The organism is Amycolatopsis sp. NPDC059657 (assembly GCF_042734395.1).
Classification (GTDB): domain Bacteria; phylum Actinomycetota; class Actinomycetes; order Mycobacteriales; family Pseudonocardiaceae; genus Amycolatopsis.
In genome coordinates this window covers 24,896-39,029 of sequence record NZ_JBHWEB010000002.1, presented here as the reverse complement: position 1 = coordinate 39,029, position 14,134 = coordinate 24,896, and the positions used below count along the sequence as shown (strand labels likewise).

Below are 14,134 nucleotides of genomic sequence, written 5' to 3'. Positions count from 1 at the left end.
GTCAGTCCTCGCACCCGCGTTCGCCGACCTTGCGCACCTCGATCGGCCCGTACTCCAGGTGCGGATGCGTGCCGAACAGCTTCTCGGCTTCGTCGAGATCGTTCGCCACGATCACGATGTACCCGCCGACGATCTCAGCGGCTTCGGCGTGCGGGCCGTCGGTCGAGGTCAGCTCCCCGTCGACAGCCCTGACCACACGGCCGCGGCGCGAGAGTCCGCCACCGCTGATCAGCTTGCCCTGCTTTTCGAGGTCCTCGCTCCACGCGATGTACCGCTCGAGCGCGCGCTGCCCCTCGCCAGGAGCGAGCTGGGTTTCGCGTTCCTGGGTGCTACGGAGAAAACCGATGAAGTTCGGCATGGCCGCTCTCCTTCCGTTGGGTTGATGGTCCCTAGACGAACAACCGCGCGGCAAATCGACACTACGGTGGAATCCATGAGCGACGAAGTGAGCCGGTTCGGCGTGGTCGAGCCCGAAGCACTGCCGGACGACCTGCGCGAACGGATCGGCGCGATCGCCGGGAAGTCCGGTTTCGTGCCGAACATCTTCCGCGCGCTCGGGCATCGGCCCGCCGAGCTGCGCGCGTTCCTCGACTATCACGACGCGCTGATGGACAAGTCCGACGGGCTGACCAAGGCCGAGCGTGAGCTGGTCGTCGTCGCGACCTCGGGTGCCAACCACTGCACGTACTGCGTGGTCGCGCACGGCGCGATCCTGCGGGTGCGAACCAAGGATCCCGAGCTGGCCGATCGGGTTTCGAGCAACCCGTGGCAGGTCGAACTCGATGAGCGCGGGCGCGCGATCGTCGACCTCGCGCTGGCGCTGGCGCACGACTCGGCCGCGTTCGGCGAGGCCGAGCTGGCGGACGCCCGTGAGGCAGGCCTGACCGACGACGAGATCTGGGATGTCGGCGCGATCACCGCGTTGTTCGCGATGTCGAACCGCCTGGCTCACCTGACCGCGTTGCGGCCGAACCCGGAGTTCTTCCTCATGGGCAGGCTGCCGCGTTAGTGCGGCGGCGGAACAGCTTGCCGAACAGCGCGGCCAGCTTGCGTGCGGGCTTGTGCCAGAGCTTGGGCGTGGGGCCGTAGTAGCGCGGGTCCTCGTTCGGCTTGAACTTGTCGCCGGTCAGCAGTGCCACGTCGTGCCCGCGCGGGCAGTGGCCGCTGACCGAGATCATCCCCGGCTGGAGGTTCTCCACCCAGTCGACCTCGTCGACGCCGAGCAGGGTCCGCCGGTCACAGACCGGGCAATAGACGACGAACATGGTTCACCACTCCAGTCGCCAGGTTTGACCGACCAGGTCATGGCCGAACTCGTGCACCGGCTCCTGCTCGACGAGCCGGAACCCGGCGCGCTGGTAAATGTGCCTGGCCGCGCTCAGCAGATCGACTGTCCACAGCGTCATCGCCGAGTACCCGCTCGCGCGCGCGAACGCGACGCACTCGTCGACGAGCCGCTTCCCCAAGCCGAAGCCGCGCGCTTGTGGCTCGACGAGCAACAGCCGCAGCTTGGCCGTCTTCGCGTCCGGACCGGGCATGCAGAAGATGCTGCCGACCCGTTCGCCGTCGAGCTCGGCGATCCAGCCTGCTTGGCGCGCGGTGCCCTTGCCGTCGACGTAGTCCGCGGCGACCCTGGCCACGAGCGCTTCGAAGCCCTCGTCCCAGCCGTACTCCTGGGCGTAGACCGCGCCATGGCGTTCGATCACCCAGCCGAGGTCACCCGACCGTGGCGGGCGGAGTACGAGCGCGGGGTTCGACGGGCGTTCGCCGACCAGGCCGCTGATGGTGCCCATCGCGTCGAGCAGCTTCTGTTGCTCGAGGTCGCTGAAGCGGGCGAGCAGGCCGCCGATCTGCTCGACGGTCCGCTCGTTGAGCAGCCGGAACGCGGCATGGCCTGCCTCGGTGAGCTGGACGATCTGGCGCCGGGCGTCGTCCTCGCAGCGGTCGCGGGTCAGCAGGCCTCTTGATTCGAGGCGTGCCAGTAGCCTGCTCGCGTAGCCCGCGTCGAGATCGAGACGTTTGCGCAGGTCAGGAACGCGAGTGGACTCGCGCTGCGACAGCTCGAAGAGCACGCGCGCTTCACTGAGGGAGTACTCGGCGTCGGCCGGTCCTTCGTTCAGGACGCCGATCACGCCGGTGTAGAGACGGTTGAAGGCCCGGACCGTGGCGACCCGCTCGGTCAGCTGCTGGTCGTTCATTGACCACCTCAACTAAGTCGTTGACATGGTCAAGCATTACGCCGCATCAGCGCTGGTCGCAACCGAATTCGTGCCAAATGGAAACCCCGTGATGCTGCCAGGTCGGGGGTCCGCCAGCATCACGGGGTCATCTGGGGTATCGACGCCACAGCGAATGGCGTTACACCCCATGCGTTATGTGTTCTAGGTCACTCATTCGGGTGAAGGTGGCCACCCGAAAGTGGATCAGCGAGTGAAGGTCTGACGCGCCTGGGCGATCGCGATGAGCTCCTGACGAACGGTCGCGGTGGCCGCGGTGTCGATCGCCCGGTTCAGCGCCCGGCGAGTGCGAGCCTCTGCGCGGCGGGCACGGAGCTTGGCGGCGATGTTGTTCATCGGTTCTGCATCCCCTTCGAGGATCTCTTGGTGTTCTCGGCTTGTGCATCTAGTATGCGCCTTTTTTCACAAGTAGTCCAACGATTATCCGGTGATCTGGCGCACCTGCCGATGAATCATCGGCAAACAGGGGCCTTCGTACGGACGGATTCGTGGTCCAGGTCACGGCTAGGCAACCCTACGTCTATCTAGCAAATTCGCTATATAACGCTAGGTACGTGTATCGACCGGGATAAAGCCGGCCAGGTGACTACTCGTCGCCGCGTTTGAGCAGGTAGTGACCGAAATGCGGCACGGTGAAGGCGATGTGCCCGCGTTCGGCGGAGAACACGAGCCCCTTCTTCATGAGCGAATCACGCGCCGGCGACAGCGAGGACGGCTTACGCCCCAGGTAGACGGCGACATCCGCGGTGGCGGCCGACTCGTCGCGGCCCTGGGTCAGTTCCGCCATCGCGAGCAGGTACTCGCGCTCGGCAGGCGTCGCGCGCTCGTAGCGCGAGCCGAAGAAGCCCACCGCGAGCTCCGACTCCGCCTCCGGCGCCGCCATCTGGACGTCTTTGACCGTGATCGGATCGGCTGGAGCCGCGTCCCAAGCCGCCTTGCCGTAGGCCTGGATGAAATACGGGTAGCCGCCGGAAGCGTCGAAGAGCGCGTCGAGCGCCTCGAGTTCGATGCCCGCGTCCTCGCGCTCGATCGGCGCGAGCACCGCGCGGTCCGCGTCCTCACGTTCGAGCCGGTCGATACGGGCATAGCGGAACAGCCGCTCCGAGTACGACTTCGAAGCCGAGAGCACCGCGGGCACGTGCGGCAGCCCGGCGCCGACCACGACGAACGGCGCGTTCGACTGCGACAGCTCATGACAGGCGGCGCACAGCGCGGACACGTCGTCCGGCATGAGGTCCTGGATCTCGTCGATGAGCAGCGCGACGCCGGTGCCGACGTCCGACGCCAGCTCGGCGACCTCGGTGAACAGCTCCACCAGGTCGATCTCGATGTCCCCGGAATCCGCGCGGCCGACCGCGGCCGGCGCGTCGATGCCCGGCTGCCAGCGCTCGCGCAGCTTCGCGTCCGGCTTGTTGGCCTTGAGCGCAAACGCTTTCAGCACGCCCAACACCTCTTCGACCCGGTCCGGCGCGCGATGCCGGACAGCGAGGTCGCGGATGGCTCGGTGCAGCGCCGCGGACAGCGGCCTGCGGAGTTCGGCGTCCGGGCGGGCTTCGATCTTGCCGGCGCCCCAGCCGTGTTTGATCGCCATCGACCGCAGCTCGCCCAGCAACACGGTCTTGCCGACGCCACGCAGCCCGGTCAGCACCAGGCTTCGTTCGGGACGTCCCCGCGCGACGCGTTCGAGAACTACTTCGAACGCCTTGAGCTCGCGCTCGCGACCGGCCAGCTCGGGTGGCCGTTGACCGGCGCCCGGGGCGAAGGGGTTGCGGATGGGATCCACGCTAACAAGCTATCGGGGTTTCTAGCGTCAGCCCGATAATCCGCGAGATAGCACTAGGCGTGTCGGGTGAAGCCGGGTCTGCAGCCCCGGCCTTCTTAAAGGTTCCGCTCCGCGTAGACCTTCATCGCGTCGCGCATGAACTCAGCCGTGCCCGGGCCTTGCTTCTCGTCGTACTGCCCGTAGCGCGGGTCGTCGACGTACAGCTGGCCCAGCCCGGCGAAGTACTCCTTCGACACGGTCCCGACCGGTCCGCGCAGCCAGTCGTGCAGCCGCCCGGTGATCGCCTGGACCTCGGTGCTGTCGACCGTCAGGCCGTCGAGCTTCGCCCGGCCGAAGTCGGCCGCGATGTCGACCTGGAGCTGCTGGTGCGCCTTCTTCTCCTCGGCGGTCAGCGACTTCCACCACTGATCCCCCTTGCGGTAGGCCTCGGCTCCCCAGCGCTCGGTGACCTCCTTCTCGTGCTCCGTGTGATCGAAGCCGTCGAACATCTCGTCTGCCATCAGTTGTTCACCTCCCTCCGTTTTCCGCAGAGTCGTCTTGACCGACTCGATCTGCCGTCCGAGCCGCCGTCGCTCGTCTTCCAGCCACTTCAGATGCGCCCGCAACGCCGCCGCGGTGTTCTGCTCCCCCTCGAGCACCTCGGCGATCGACGGCAGGCTGAGTCCCAGCTCCCGGAGGAGCAGGATCCGCTGCAAGCGGACGAGCGCGTCCTGGTCGTAGTAGCGGTAACCGTTACTTCCGACGCGGCTGGGTTCGAGCAGCCCGATGTCGCCGTAGTGGCGCAGCGTGCGGCTCGTGGTCCCGGCTGAGCGGGCGATGTCCTGGATCGACCACTCCTTCTCGTTCGGCACGTCTACGACGGTAGAGGTTGACGTTGCGTCAAGGTCAATCCGAATTCACCCGGCGGTGACACCGTTCACTCATGAAGACACTCGCGCTGGCATTGACCGGCCTGCTCACGACGACCTTGGTGGGTGTCGCCGACGCGCATCCGCGACGGCAGTTCGACATCCAGGCGCACCGCGGCGGCATCGGGCTCACCGTGGAGAGCACGCTCGCGTCCTTCGGCAAGGCGATGGAACTCGGCGTCACCACGCTGGAGCTGGACCTCCAGATCACCAAGGACGGCCGTGAGGTGATCACGCACGACCGCAAGACGACGGCCGCGAAGTGCAAGGACACCGCGCCGGCGACGCCGGGCGACCCGGCGTTCCCCTATGTCGGCAAGTACGTCAAAGACCTGACGTTCGCGCAGGTCCGCACGCTCGACTGCGGCTCGATCCGGCAGCCCAACTTCCCCAACCAGACGCTCTCGCCCGGCGCCAAGATGCCGACGCTCGCGGAGCTGTTCCAGCTCGCGCGCGAGCACCGTGCGTGGGGCCTGAAGTTCAACATCGAGACCAAGGTCGAGGCGGCCGCGCCACAGGAGACCGCGCCGCGTGAGCAGTTCGTCAGCCGCGCGGTGCAGGAGATCTCGCGCTCCGGCTTCGCGCGCAACGTCACAGTCCAGAGCTTCGACTGGGGCGCCTTGATGCTCATGCGCAAGGCCGCGCCGTGGATCCCGACGGTCGCGCTGACCCAGCCGGAGTTCCTCCAGGTCGGCCAGCCCGGCAAGTCGCCGTGGCTCGGCGGGCTCGACATCGACGATTTCGGCGGCAGCCCGGTTCGAGCGGTCAAATCGTTCGGCGCCTCCGCGTTGTCGCCGGTCCACGGCAACCCGCAGGGCGGCCACGCCGGCGACCCCAATTACCAGCCGTTCACCACGAAGGCGCTGGTAGACGAGGCGCACCGGGCCGGGATCAAGGTCATCCCCTGGACGATCGACGACGTGGCGACGTCCAACAAGCTCATCGACGACGGCGTCGACGGCATCATCACCGACTACCCGGATCAGCTCCGCGACATCGCGGCCGCGCGTGGCTTCCGGCTGCCGAGGGCCTATCCCGCTTGCTAGCTCTTTATAGCGTTCAAGCTAGATAGCCGGATACGGCGGTAGCGTGGTTGGAGACCAGGACGCGTGGGCATTCTGGGCGTAACTTCGGGAACACATCCGCACCAGAGAAAGGCAGGACCGTGATACTCCGTCGTGTCGCACGTCCACTGCTCGCTTCGATCTTCGTCTTCGGCGGCATCAACGCGCTCCGGGACGCTCAGGGACACGCGAAGGCGGCGGAACCCTTCCTGACCGACACCTTCGACAAGCTCGAGGGCATCGTCCCCGAGTCGGTACCCCGCGACCCGGCCACCCTCGTCCGCCTCGACGCGGCCGTGAAGATCGGCGCCGGCCTCGCACTCGCTTCCGGCAAGGCGCCGCGGCTCGCCGCTCTCGCCCTGTTCGGGAGCCTGGTCCCGACCACGCTGGCCACGCACCGCTTCTGGGAGATCAAGGACCCGGCCGAGCGCGCCAACCAGCAGACCCAGTTCATCAAGAACGCCAGCCTCGCCGGCGGCCTCCTCCTCGCGGTCGGCGACACCGCCGGCAAGCCCTCCCTCGGCTGGCGCGCCCGCCGCGCCGCCAAAAAAGCCGAGAAGCGCGCCGAAAAGGCCCTCAGCAAGTAAAAAATCCCCAGTGCGTCTTTCGGTCCCTACCAAGGACCGAAAGACGCACTGGGGATTTTGTTGGGTCTAGCGGCTGGCGACCTTTTTGTAGCGGGCGGTGGCCAGCGGGGCGAAGATCGCGATGATCACGACGCAGCACAGGATCGAGTAGAGGGACGCGTGCTCGGCGGGCCAGCCGGTCGGCGGGGCGCCGAACCGGTTGCCGAAGAGGTCACGGGCCGAGTTGATGACCGCGGTGAACGGGTTCCAGTCCGCGATCGCCTTGAGGACGCCTGGCAGTTTGTCGGCGGGGACGAAGGCCGTCGAGATGAAGCTCAGCGGGAACATCCACATCAGGCCCGCGCTCTGGGCGACCTCGACGCTGCGCGCGACCAGGCCGATCCACGCGCCGACCCAGGACAGCGCCCACGCGAACATCAGCATCACCAGGTAGCCGAGCACCGCGTCGAGGAAGCTGCCGCGGATCCGCCAGCCGACCAGCAGGCCGCACAGCGACATGACGATCAGCGCGACCACGCTGACCACCAGGTCCGAGGTGGTACGACCGAAGATCACGGCCAACCGGGAGATCGGCAGCGAGCGGAAGCGGTCGATGATGCCCTTCTGCAGGTCGTTCGCGAACCCGATGACGGTGAACGCCGAGTTGAACGCGACGGTCTGCGCGAAGATGCCCGCGATCAGGAACTCGCGATACGCCGCGCCGCCCGCCGAGCCGCCGATCGCGTCGCCGAAGACATACGCGAAGAGCAGCACGAACATGATCGGCTGCAGCGTCGCCGCCATCAGCCAGTCCGGGTTGCGCTGGACGTTCTTGAGATTTCGCCAGGTGATCACGCCACCATCTGAGAAAGCCTTGGTCACGCTGCTCATTCGTATCCACCCTCAGTCGGTCGGGGGTGCGCTGGACGTTCTTGAGGTTTCGCCAGGTGATGCTCGGCCCGTCGATCTGAGAAAGCCTTGGCCACGTTGCTCACTTGTGTTCCCCCTCAGTCGGTCGGGGGTGCGCTGGACGTTCTTGAGGTTTCGCCAGGTGATGCTCGGCCCGTCGATCCGAGAAAGCCTTGGCCACGCTGCTCACTTGTGTTCCCCCTCGTCGGTGGCGTGTCCGGTGAGCGAAAGGAACACGTCGTCCAAGGTCGGCCGGTGCAGCGCGACGTCCTGCACGGTGACGCCCAGTCCGTCGAGCTGGCGCAATGCCTCGATGAGCGCCTTCGGACCGCCTTCGACCAGTACGTCGACCTTGCGGGTGTGCGTGTCCGTCGACGGGGTGCCGCTGCCGACCTCGGTGAGCACCCGCACGGTCGCCGGGATGTCGTCAGGCGAGGCGACGACGAGCTCGAGCCGCTCGCCGCCGATCTGGTTCTTGAGCTCGTCGGCCGTGCCGCGCGCGATGACCTTGCCCTTGTCGATCACCACGATCGAGTCGCAGAGCTGATCGGCCTCTTCCAGGTACTGGGTGGTGAGCAGCACGGTGGTGCCGTCGGCGACCAGTTCCTTGATCACTTCCCAGGTGTCGATGCGGCCGCGCGGGTCGAGCCCGGTGGTCGGCTCGTCCAGGATGACCACGGTCGGCTCGGCGACCAGCGCGCCGGCGAGGTCGAGCCGCCTGCGCATGCCGCCCGAGTATGTCTTCGCCGGGCGGTCGGCCGCGTCCTCCAGCCGGAACCGCGCGAGCAGCTCACGCGCGCGGGCCTTGGCGGCCGGCTTCTTGCTGCCGTAGAGCCGCCCGACCATGTACAGGTTTTCGAACCCGGTCAGGTTCTCGTCGACCGCCGCGTACTGACCGGACAGCCCGATCGCGCGCCTGACGGAGTCCGGATCGGCCAGCACGTCATGCCCGGCCACCTCCGCTTCGCCCGAATCCGGGCGAAGCAGCGTGGTCAGGATGCGTACGGTCGTCGTCTTCCCGGCGCCGTTGGGACCAAGCAGTCCCAGCACCTTGCCCGAGGGGATCTCCAGATCGACCCCATCGAGCGCGCGTGTGGACCCGTAGGTCTTGACCAGCGCTTTCGCGCGCACTGCCACCATAGGGCGACACGCTAGACCTCGACCCCGACAAAACGCACTCGGGTTTATTCCCTTACCGCTCCAGTATCGCCGTGACGCCCTGCCCGCCCGCGGCGCAGATGGAAATCAAGCCACGGCCGGATCCCTTTTCGTGCAACAACTTCGCGAGCGTCGCGACGATGCGGCCGCCGGTCGCGGCGAACGGATGCCCCGCCGCGAGCGAGGACCCGTTGACGTTCAACTTCGCCCGATCGATCGACCCAAGGGGCGCGTCGAGGTCGAGCTTCTCCTTGGTGAAGGCCGGGTCTTCCCATGCCTTCAGGGTCGCGAGCACCTGCGACGCGAACGCCTCGTGGATCTCGTAGAAGTCGAAGTCCTGCAACGACAATCCCGCACGCGCGAGCATCTTCGGCACCGCGTACGCGGGCGCCATGAGCAGACCCTCGTCGCCATGCACGTAGTCGACGGCCGCGGTCTGCGAGAACGTCAGGTAAGCCAGCACCGGGAGTTTGTGCGCCTTGGCCCATTCCTCGGTGCCGAGCAGTACAGTCGACGCGCCATCGGACAGTGGCGTCGAGTTGCCTGCGGTCATCGTGCCGTCCGGGCCACCGAAAGCGGGCTTGAGCTTCGCAAGCTTCTCAGCCGTCGAGTCTGCGCGCAGGTTCTGGTCGCGCGAGAGCTTAAGGAACGGCGTAACGAGATCGTCGAAGAAGCCATTGTCGTAAGCGGCAGCAAGCCTCTGATGGCTTGTCGCGGCCAACTCGTCCTGCGCCTCGCGAGTGATTTCCCAAACCTTCGCGGTGAGCGCGGCGTGCTCGCCCATCGAAAGGCCGGTGCGCGGCTCCGAGTTACGTGGGATCTCCGGCACGATGTGGCCGGGACGCAGCTTCGCGACCAGCTTCAGCCGGTCGCCGAGCGTCTTGGCGGCGTTGAGCCGGACCAGGATCTGACGCAGGTCGTCGTTGACGGCCAGCGGCGCGTCGCTCGTGGTGTCGACACCGCCCGCGATGGCCGAGTCGATCTGCCCGAGCGCGATCTTGTTGGCGACGTTGATGATCGCCTGCAGGCCGGTGCCGCACGCCATCTGCACGTCGGACGCGGGCGTCGCCGGGCTGAGGCGGCTGCCGAGCACGCTCTCCCGCGCGAGGTTGAAGTCCTTGGAGTGCTTGAGAACCGCGCCGGCCGCGACCTCGCCGATCACCTCGTCCTGCAGGGAGAACCGGCTGACCAGCCCGTCGAGCGCGGCGGTGAACATGTCCTGGTTCGACGCCTTCGCGTACGGCCCGTTCGAGCGCGCGAAGGGGATCCGGTTGCCACCGATGATCGCGACCTTGCGTACCGGTGACGCTTTCCTCGTGGCCATGGTGTTCACCTCTCTGGTCGTCCTGGATCACACTGTAACCTACTCCCGAGTAGGTTAGACTGCGAAGTGACGCACGCGGCACGGGAGGCAACTGATGGCTGACAGGTATCAGCAGTTCACGAAAACCCCGGTGGGGCGGTTCGTGGTGCCCAAACTCGGCCTCCCGAACCCAGCGACCCTGCGCCGCTACAAGCCCGGCCAACCCGCTCTAGAGGGTCCCGCACTTCTCGGCGCCGCGCCCGGTGGACGCCTTGAGAAGACTCTTCGCGATCAGCTCGCCGACGCCGGTATAGAGGTCGTCACCAGCCCGGCGGAAGGAAAACACGCCGCGCTGGTCTTCGACGCGACCGGCGTGACGGACCCGAAGCAACTGCGTGAGGTCTACAAGTTCTTCCACCCGGTGATCCGCAGCGTCGGCGCGTCCGGCCGGGTTGTCGTCCTCGGCACCCCTCCTGAGCTGGCGGAAGGCCGCGAGCGCATCGCACAGCGCGCGCTCGAAGGGTTCGTCCGCTCGGTCGGCAAGGAGCTCAAGCGCGGCGCGACCGCTCAGCTCGTCTACGTCGCCGAGGGCGCCGAAGAGGCGGCCGAGTCGACCATGCGCTTCCTGCTCTCGGCCAAGTCGGCGTTCGTGGACGCCCAGGTCATCCGCGTCGGCACACACACCAAGACGGCGACCGCGCCCGCGAACTGGGACAAGCCGCTCGACGGCAAGGTCGCGCTGGTGACCGGCGCCTCCCGCGGCATCGGCGCGGCCATCGCCGAGGTGCTCGCCCGCGACGGCGCGCACGTCGTCGCGCTGGACATCCCCGCGCAGGGCGCTGACCTGTCCAAGGTGGCCAACAAGGTCGGCGGCTCCTCGCTGCAGCTCGACATCACCGCGGCCGACGCGCCGGAGAAGCTCGCCGAGTACCTGACCACGCGACACGACGGCGTCGACATCGTCGTGCACAACGCGGGCATCACCAGGGACAAGACACTCGGCAACATGAACGAGGGCGGCTGGGACTCGGTCATCGCCGTCAACCTGGCTTCGCAGCTCGCGGTCAACGACAAGCTCATCGACGGCAAGGTGCTCAAGGAGAACGGCCGGATCATCGGCGTCTCGTCGATCGCCGGTATCGCGGGCAACGTCGGCCAGACCAACTACGCCACCAGCAAGGCGGGCGTGATCGGCATGGTGAACGTCGGCGCCGGAGAGCTGGCGGCCTACGGCGGTACGATCAACGCCGTCGCGCCGGGGTTCATCGAGACCAAGATGACCGCCGCCGTGCCGTTGTTCATCCGCGAGGCCGGGCGGCGTCTCGCGAGCCTGGGCCAGGGCGGCCTGCCGGTCGACGTCGCCGAAACCATTGCCTGGTACGCGAATCCGGCGTCCGCCGGGGTCAACGGCAACGTGGTCCGTGTCTGCGGCCAGGCTTTGCTGGGGGCGTGATGAGCGTCAAGGAGCTCGACACCACCCCGTCGCTTTCGTCGCTGTACCCGAAGGCGTTGCTCGGCAGCGTCTTCGGATCCGAGGGCGATCGCTTGCCGGGTACGGAGTTCGTGCGTACCGGCGTGGTCGTCGACCCGGCGCATCTCGCGGCGTACAACCAGGTCTGCGGTTTCCGGCTGACCGACGAGTTACCCGCGACTTACCCGCACATTCTGGCTTTCCCGCTGCAGATGGCGTTGATGACCGAGCGGGACTTCCCGTTCGGCCTGCTCGGCATGGTGCACGTGGCGAACCGGATCACCCAGCACCGGCCGGTGCGCATCGACGAGACGTTCACACTTCGCGTGCGCGCGGAGAACCTGCGTCCGCACGAAAAAGGCCGACAGTTCGACGTGATCAGTGAGCTCACGGTGCACGACAGTCCCGTGTGGACGGACGTGAGCACCTACCTGCGGCGTGGAGGCGGCTCCGGTTCCGGACCGCGTGAGCAGCTCGCGGCGCCTTCGCCGAGCGCGATCTGGCAGGTGCCCGGCGACATCGGCAGGCGCTACGCCGAGGTTTCCGGCGACCGCAACCCGATCCACCTGCACGCGGTCACCGCGAAGCTGTTCGGCTTCCCGTCGGCCATCGCGCACGGCATGTGGACGAAGGCGCGTAGTCTCGCGGCCTTCGAAGGCAGGCTGCCGGAGGCGTTCATCGTTGACGTGCGCTTCAAGCAGCCGGTGCTGCTGCCCGCGAAGGCGGCTTTCACCTCATGGCACACCGATGAGGGCTGGGCGTTCGAGCTGTGGAACGCCCGAAAGCCGAAGCCGCACCTCGAAGGCTCAATCGTTCGTCTCTGACGGCTTCCAGACCTGACCCTCGACAAGGTCGTTGAACCCGAGCCACACCAGGTTCATCAGCCAGGACGCGAGCACGCCGTCGGAGACGTCGGGGTGGTCGAGCGCCCAATCGGCGAGCGACTCGGCCCCGCCGACCAGCGCGGCCGCGAGGCCCTCACCGGAGAACTCGGCCTGCTCGCCGAGTCCCTTCTGCGTGCCCGCGGACACGACGAGCGCCGCGACCAGTTCGATGGCGCGCGTGCGCATGTCGACGACCTCGGCCGCGAACGCGCCGCCGACGGTCAGCGCCTGGCGGTGCAGCACGGTCCACGACTCGCGATAGTCGGCGACGAACCGGTAGAACGCGCGCAGGCCATGCCAAAGCTGCATGTCCGGCGGCAGCTCGGGGTGCACGCCGGCCTGGACGGCTTCGAGCAGTCGCGTCGCCTCGCGGCGGATGCACTGGCCGAAGAGATCTTCCTTCGACCCGAGATAGGTGTAGATCATCGGCTTGGAGACGCCGGCGACCTCGGAGATCTCGTCCATCGACGCGGAGTGGTAGCCATAGCGCGAGAAAACCTGCACGGCGGCGTCCAAAATCTGCCGCTCACGCACCGCGCGGGGCAGGCGCCTCGCCCGTTCGGGTGGACGTTGTACTTCCTCGGACACCGGGGACCTCCTTCATGCAAGGGACAAAGCTACCGGTCATTCGGTGCCAAAGGGGTCTCCGGCTCGCTTGCCGTCCCTACCTACTCGCGCGTAGCCTTACGCGTGAGTAGGTTGTAAGGGTGGGCAAGACTGACGACGCCAAGGTGACCCGTGCCGAACTCGATGAGATCTTCGACCGGATGGACGCGCACCTCGACCGTGACCGTGCGCGGGATTTGGCCGTGGTAGTCCGCTGGCGGCTCACCGGCGGATCAGGTGAGGGCGGCTACGACCGCTACGAGACCGTGCTGGCGGACGGCGCGTGCACGGTGCGCCGCGAGATGGGCGAGCAGCCGAGGGTGACCATCACCCTCGCGCCGTCCGATTTCCTCAAGCTGGTCACCCGTCAAGCGACCCCCGCTGTGCTATTTGTCACCGGAAAGATCAAAATCAAAGGTGACCTGGCTTTCGCGGCCGGTTTAAGCGGTTTCTTCCAGCTTCCGAAATCGGAATGAATCTCCTAGACTCCGATCCCGTGCCCTCCCGAGGAGAAGTAAGGACCTGGCGGCAGCGCTTTTCGCGCCCGCTGAGGGCTACCGCGGCCCGCATCGGCGGCCAGCACGCCGTCAACGCGTTCGCCCAGAAGATCGACCTGGCCAAGCTGACGCCGGAACAGTTCACGCAGGTGCTGGAAACCTTGCACATGCTCGGAAGTACCGGCTCCGGCGTCGAGCTCAGCTCTCTGTCGACCGAGGTGCTCGTCGACATCGTCAGCCGCGCGTCCCGCGAGCAGATCAAGGCCATCGCCGACCACCCCGAGTTGCGTGGCGTATTCCTCGACGAGATTTTCCGGCGAATGTCCGACCAATTCATGGAGGACAAAGCCAGGCACGTCAACTTCGTCGTCTCATGGCGATTTCTCGAGGGTTCCGGTGAAGACGGCTTCGACCGTTTTCAGACGGTCATCGAGGACGGCGTCTGCGTTTCCAGCGTCGATCTCGGCCGCGCCCCCGACACCACGATCACCCTTTCCGTCGAGGATTTCATCCGCATGGCCACCGGCAACGCGGCCGTCGCGGCCATGTTCGTCACCGGCAAGGTGAAGGTGAAGGGCGAGTACGCGCCCGCGGTCCGCTTCAGCAGCTACTTCGACATCCCGAAGCCTGGCTAGGTCGTGAGTGTTCCCGACGGGTGTAAAACAAGGGGTCAAACACCACGCCGTTTTATCCGAAAAAGAATGCGGCCTGGATTAACGGGGGGGGCAGGGGGGGCGAGGGGGGGGGC

Annotated in this window: 16 protein-coding genes and 1 pseudogene; 7 read left to right on the top strand and 10 right to left on the bottom strand. The window is 66.9% G+C overall.

All coding sequences use genetic code 11. The features are described from left to right. Nucleotide 1 precedes the first annotated feature (1 nt). Nucleotides 2-358, bottom strand: a complete 357-nt coding sequence (locus ACFV15_RS01435) for a YciI family protein (protein WP_378348148.1) — start codon at nucleotides 356-358, stop codon at nucleotides 2-4. Between the two features lie 75 nt (nucleotides 359-433). On the opposite strand from ACFV15_RS01435, the gene ACFV15_RS01430 reads away from it, so the two are divergent. Then, nucleotides 434-1,009: a peroxidase-related enzyme gene (locus ACFV15_RS01430; RefSeq protein ID WP_378348147.1), complete on the top strand. Its 576-nt coding sequence runs from the start codon at nucleotides 434-436 to the stop codon at nucleotides 1,007-1,009. Here ACFV15_RS01430 and ACFV15_RS01425 read toward each other — a convergent pair. The 5 genes from ACFV15_RS01425 to ACFV15_RS01405 form a co-directional block, all read right to left on the bottom strand. Beyond that, nucleotides 987-1,265 (bottom strand): hypothetical protein, encoded by a 279-nt coding sequence (locus tag ACFV15_RS01425; RefSeq protein WP_378348146.1) that lies wholly within the window; start codon nucleotides 1,263-1,265, stop codon nucleotides 987-989. The two genes, ACFV15_RS01430 and ACFV15_RS01425, sit on opposite strands and share 23 nt — an antisense overlap. A gap of 3 nt (nucleotides 1,266-1,268) precedes the next feature. Then, nucleotides 1,269-2,198: a GNAT family N-acetyltransferase gene (locus tag ACFV15_RS01420; protein ID WP_378348145.1), complete on the bottom strand. Its 930-nt coding sequence runs from the start codon at nucleotides 2,196-2,198 to the stop codon at nucleotides 1,269-1,271. 225 nt (nucleotides 2,199-2,423) lie between these two features. Continuing rightward, a complete protein-coding gene (locus tag ACFV15_RS01415) occupies nucleotides 2,424-2,573 on the bottom strand; it encodes a hypothetical protein (protein WP_176968572.1) in 150 nt (49 codons plus the stop codon). 250 nt (nucleotides 2,574-2,823) lie between these two features. Beyond that, entirely contained in the window at nucleotides 2,824-4,020 is a 1,197-nt protein-coding gene (locus ACFV15_RS01410) for an AAA family ATPase (RefSeq protein ID WP_370945724.1), read from the bottom strand. 95 nt (nucleotides 4,021-4,115) lie between these two features. Further along, on the bottom strand, nucleotides 4,116-4,871 hold the full coding sequence (locus ACFV15_RS01405; RefSeq protein WP_378348144.1) for a MerR family transcriptional regulator: 756 nt from the start codon (nucleotides 4,869-4,871) through the stop codon (nucleotides 4,116-4,118). Nucleotides 4,872-4,942: 71 nt separating this feature from the next. Between ACFV15_RS01405 and ACFV15_RS01400 the strand changes: the two genes are divergently transcribed. Next, nucleotides 4,943-5,974 carry a glycerophosphodiester phosphodiesterase family protein gene (locus ACFV15_RS01400; RefSeq protein WP_378348143.1) on the top strand — a complete coding sequence of 344 codons (1,032 nt, stop codon included), beginning with the start codon at nucleotides 4,943-4,945 and terminating at the stop codon, nucleotides 5,972-5,974. 119 nt (nucleotides 5,975-6,093) lie between these two features. After that, nucleotides 6,094-6,579 carry a DoxX family protein gene (locus ACFV15_RS01395; protein ID WP_378348142.1) on the top strand — a complete coding sequence of 162 codons (486 nt, stop codon included), beginning with the start codon at nucleotides 6,094-6,096 and terminating at the stop codon, nucleotides 6,577-6,579. A gap of 66 nt (nucleotides 6,580-6,645) precedes the next feature. Here the strand turns inward: ACFV15_RS01395 and ACFV15_RS01390 are convergent, their stop codons facing one another. The 3 genes from ACFV15_RS01390 to ACFV15_RS01380 form a co-directional block, all read right to left on the bottom strand. After that, nucleotides 6,646-7,449 carry an ABC transporter permease gene (locus tag ACFV15_RS01390; RefSeq protein ID WP_378348141.1) on the bottom strand — a complete coding sequence of 268 codons (804 nt, stop codon included), beginning with the start codon at nucleotides 7,447-7,449 and terminating at the stop codon, nucleotides 6,646-6,648. Between the two features lie 204 nt (nucleotides 7,450-7,653). Continuing rightward, complete coding sequence (locus ACFV15_RS01385; RefSeq protein ID WP_378348140.1) at nucleotides 7,654-8,607, bottom strand: ATP-binding cassette domain-containing protein; 954 nt, start codon at nucleotides 8,605-8,607, stop codon at nucleotides 7,654-7,656. Between the two features lie 52 nt (nucleotides 8,608-8,659). Then, nucleotides 8,660-9,949, bottom strand: a complete 1,290-nt coding sequence (locus tag ACFV15_RS01380) for an acetyl-CoA C-acetyltransferase (protein WP_378348139.1) — start codon at nucleotides 9,947-9,949, stop codon at nucleotides 8,660-8,662. A gap of 94 nt (nucleotides 9,950-10,043) precedes the next feature. Between ACFV15_RS01380 and ACFV15_RS01375 the strand changes: the two genes are divergently transcribed. Together ACFV15_RS01375 and ACFV15_RS01370 are read left to right on the top strand one after the other, a co-directional pair. Next, complete coding sequence (locus tag ACFV15_RS01375; RefSeq protein WP_378348138.1) at nucleotides 10,044-11,381, top strand: 3-oxoacyl-ACP reductase; 1,338 nt, start codon at nucleotides 10,044-10,046, stop codon at nucleotides 11,379-11,381. Further along, nucleotides 11,381-12,223 carry a MaoC family dehydratase gene (locus ACFV15_RS01370; protein WP_378348137.1) on the top strand — a complete coding sequence of 281 codons (843 nt, stop codon included), beginning with the start codon at nucleotides 11,381-11,383 and terminating at the stop codon, nucleotides 12,221-12,223. Before ACFV15_RS01375 ends, ACFV15_RS01370 begins: the two co-directional genes overlap by 1 nt. Here ACFV15_RS01370 and ACFV15_RS01365 read toward each other — a convergent pair. Then, nucleotides 12,206-12,871, bottom strand: coding sequence for a TetR/AcrR family transcriptional regulator (locus ACFV15_RS01365; protein ID WP_378348136.1), 666 nt, complete (start codon nucleotides 12,869-12,871; stop codon nucleotides 12,206-12,208). The genes ACFV15_RS01370 and ACFV15_RS01365 overlap by 18 nt on opposite strands. A 158-nt stretch (nucleotides 12,872-13,029) precedes the next feature. Here ACFV15_RS01365 and ACFV15_RS01360 point away from each other — a divergent pair. Continuing rightward, a pseudogene (locus ACFV15_RS01360) lies at nucleotides 13,030-13,365 on the top strand (SCP2 sterol-binding domain-containing protein); the annotation flags it as partial. 71 nt (nucleotides 13,366-13,436) lie between these two features. Further along, nucleotides 13,437-14,021, top strand: a complete 585-nt coding sequence (locus ACFV15_RS01355; RefSeq protein ID WP_378348280.1) for an SCP2 sterol-binding domain-containing protein — start codon at nucleotides 13,437-13,439, stop codon at nucleotides 14,019-14,021. Nucleotides 14,022-14,134 lie beyond the last annotated feature (113 nt).

Bases quoted from the DNA above. Each gene is read 5' to 3' on its own strand.
- ACFV15_RS01435 (WP_378348148.1), bottom strand. From the start codon at position 358: ATGCCGAACTTCATCGGTTTTCTCCGTAGCACCCAGGAACGCGAAACC.
- ACFV15_RS01430 (WP_378348147.1), top strand. From the start codon at position 434: ATGAGCGACGAAGTGAGCCGGTTCGGCGTGGTCGAGCCCGAAGCACTG.
- ACFV15_RS01400 (WP_378348143.1), top strand. From the start codon at position 4,943: ATGAAGACACTCGCGCTGGCATTGACCGGCCTGCTCACGACGACCTTG.
- ACFV15_RS01390 (WP_378348141.1), bottom strand. From the start codon at position 7,449: ATGAGCAGCGTGACCAAGGCTTTCTCAGATGGTGGCGTGATCACCTGG.
- ACFV15_RS01375 (WP_378348138.1), top strand. From the start codon at position 10,044: ATGGCTGACAGGTATCAGCAGTTCACGAAAACCCCGGTGGGGCGGTTC.
- ACFV15_RS01385 (WP_378348140.1), bottom strand. From the start codon at position 8,607: ATGGTGGCAGTGCGCGCGAAAGCGCTGGTCAAGACCTACGGGTCCACA.
- ACFV15_RS01370 (WP_378348137.1), top strand. From the start codon at position 11,381: ATGAGCGTCAAGGAGCTCGACACCACCCCGTCGCTTTCGTCGCTGTAC.
- ACFV15_RS01420 (WP_378348145.1), bottom strand. From the start codon at position 2,198: ATGAACGACCAGCAGCTGACCGAGCGGGTCGCCACGGTCCGGGCCTTC.
- ACFV15_RS01380 (WP_378348139.1), bottom strand. From the start codon at position 9,949: ATGGCCACGAGGAAAGCGTCACCGGTACGCAAGGTCGCGATCATCGGT.
- ACFV15_RS01415 (WP_176968572.1), bottom strand. From the start codon at position 2,573: ATGAACAACATCGCCGCCAAGCTCCGTGCCCGCCGCGCAGAGGCTCGC.
- ACFV15_RS01425 (WP_378348146.1), bottom strand. From the start codon at position 1,265: ATGTTCGTCGTCTATTGCCCGGTCTGTGACCGGCGGACCCTGCTCGGC.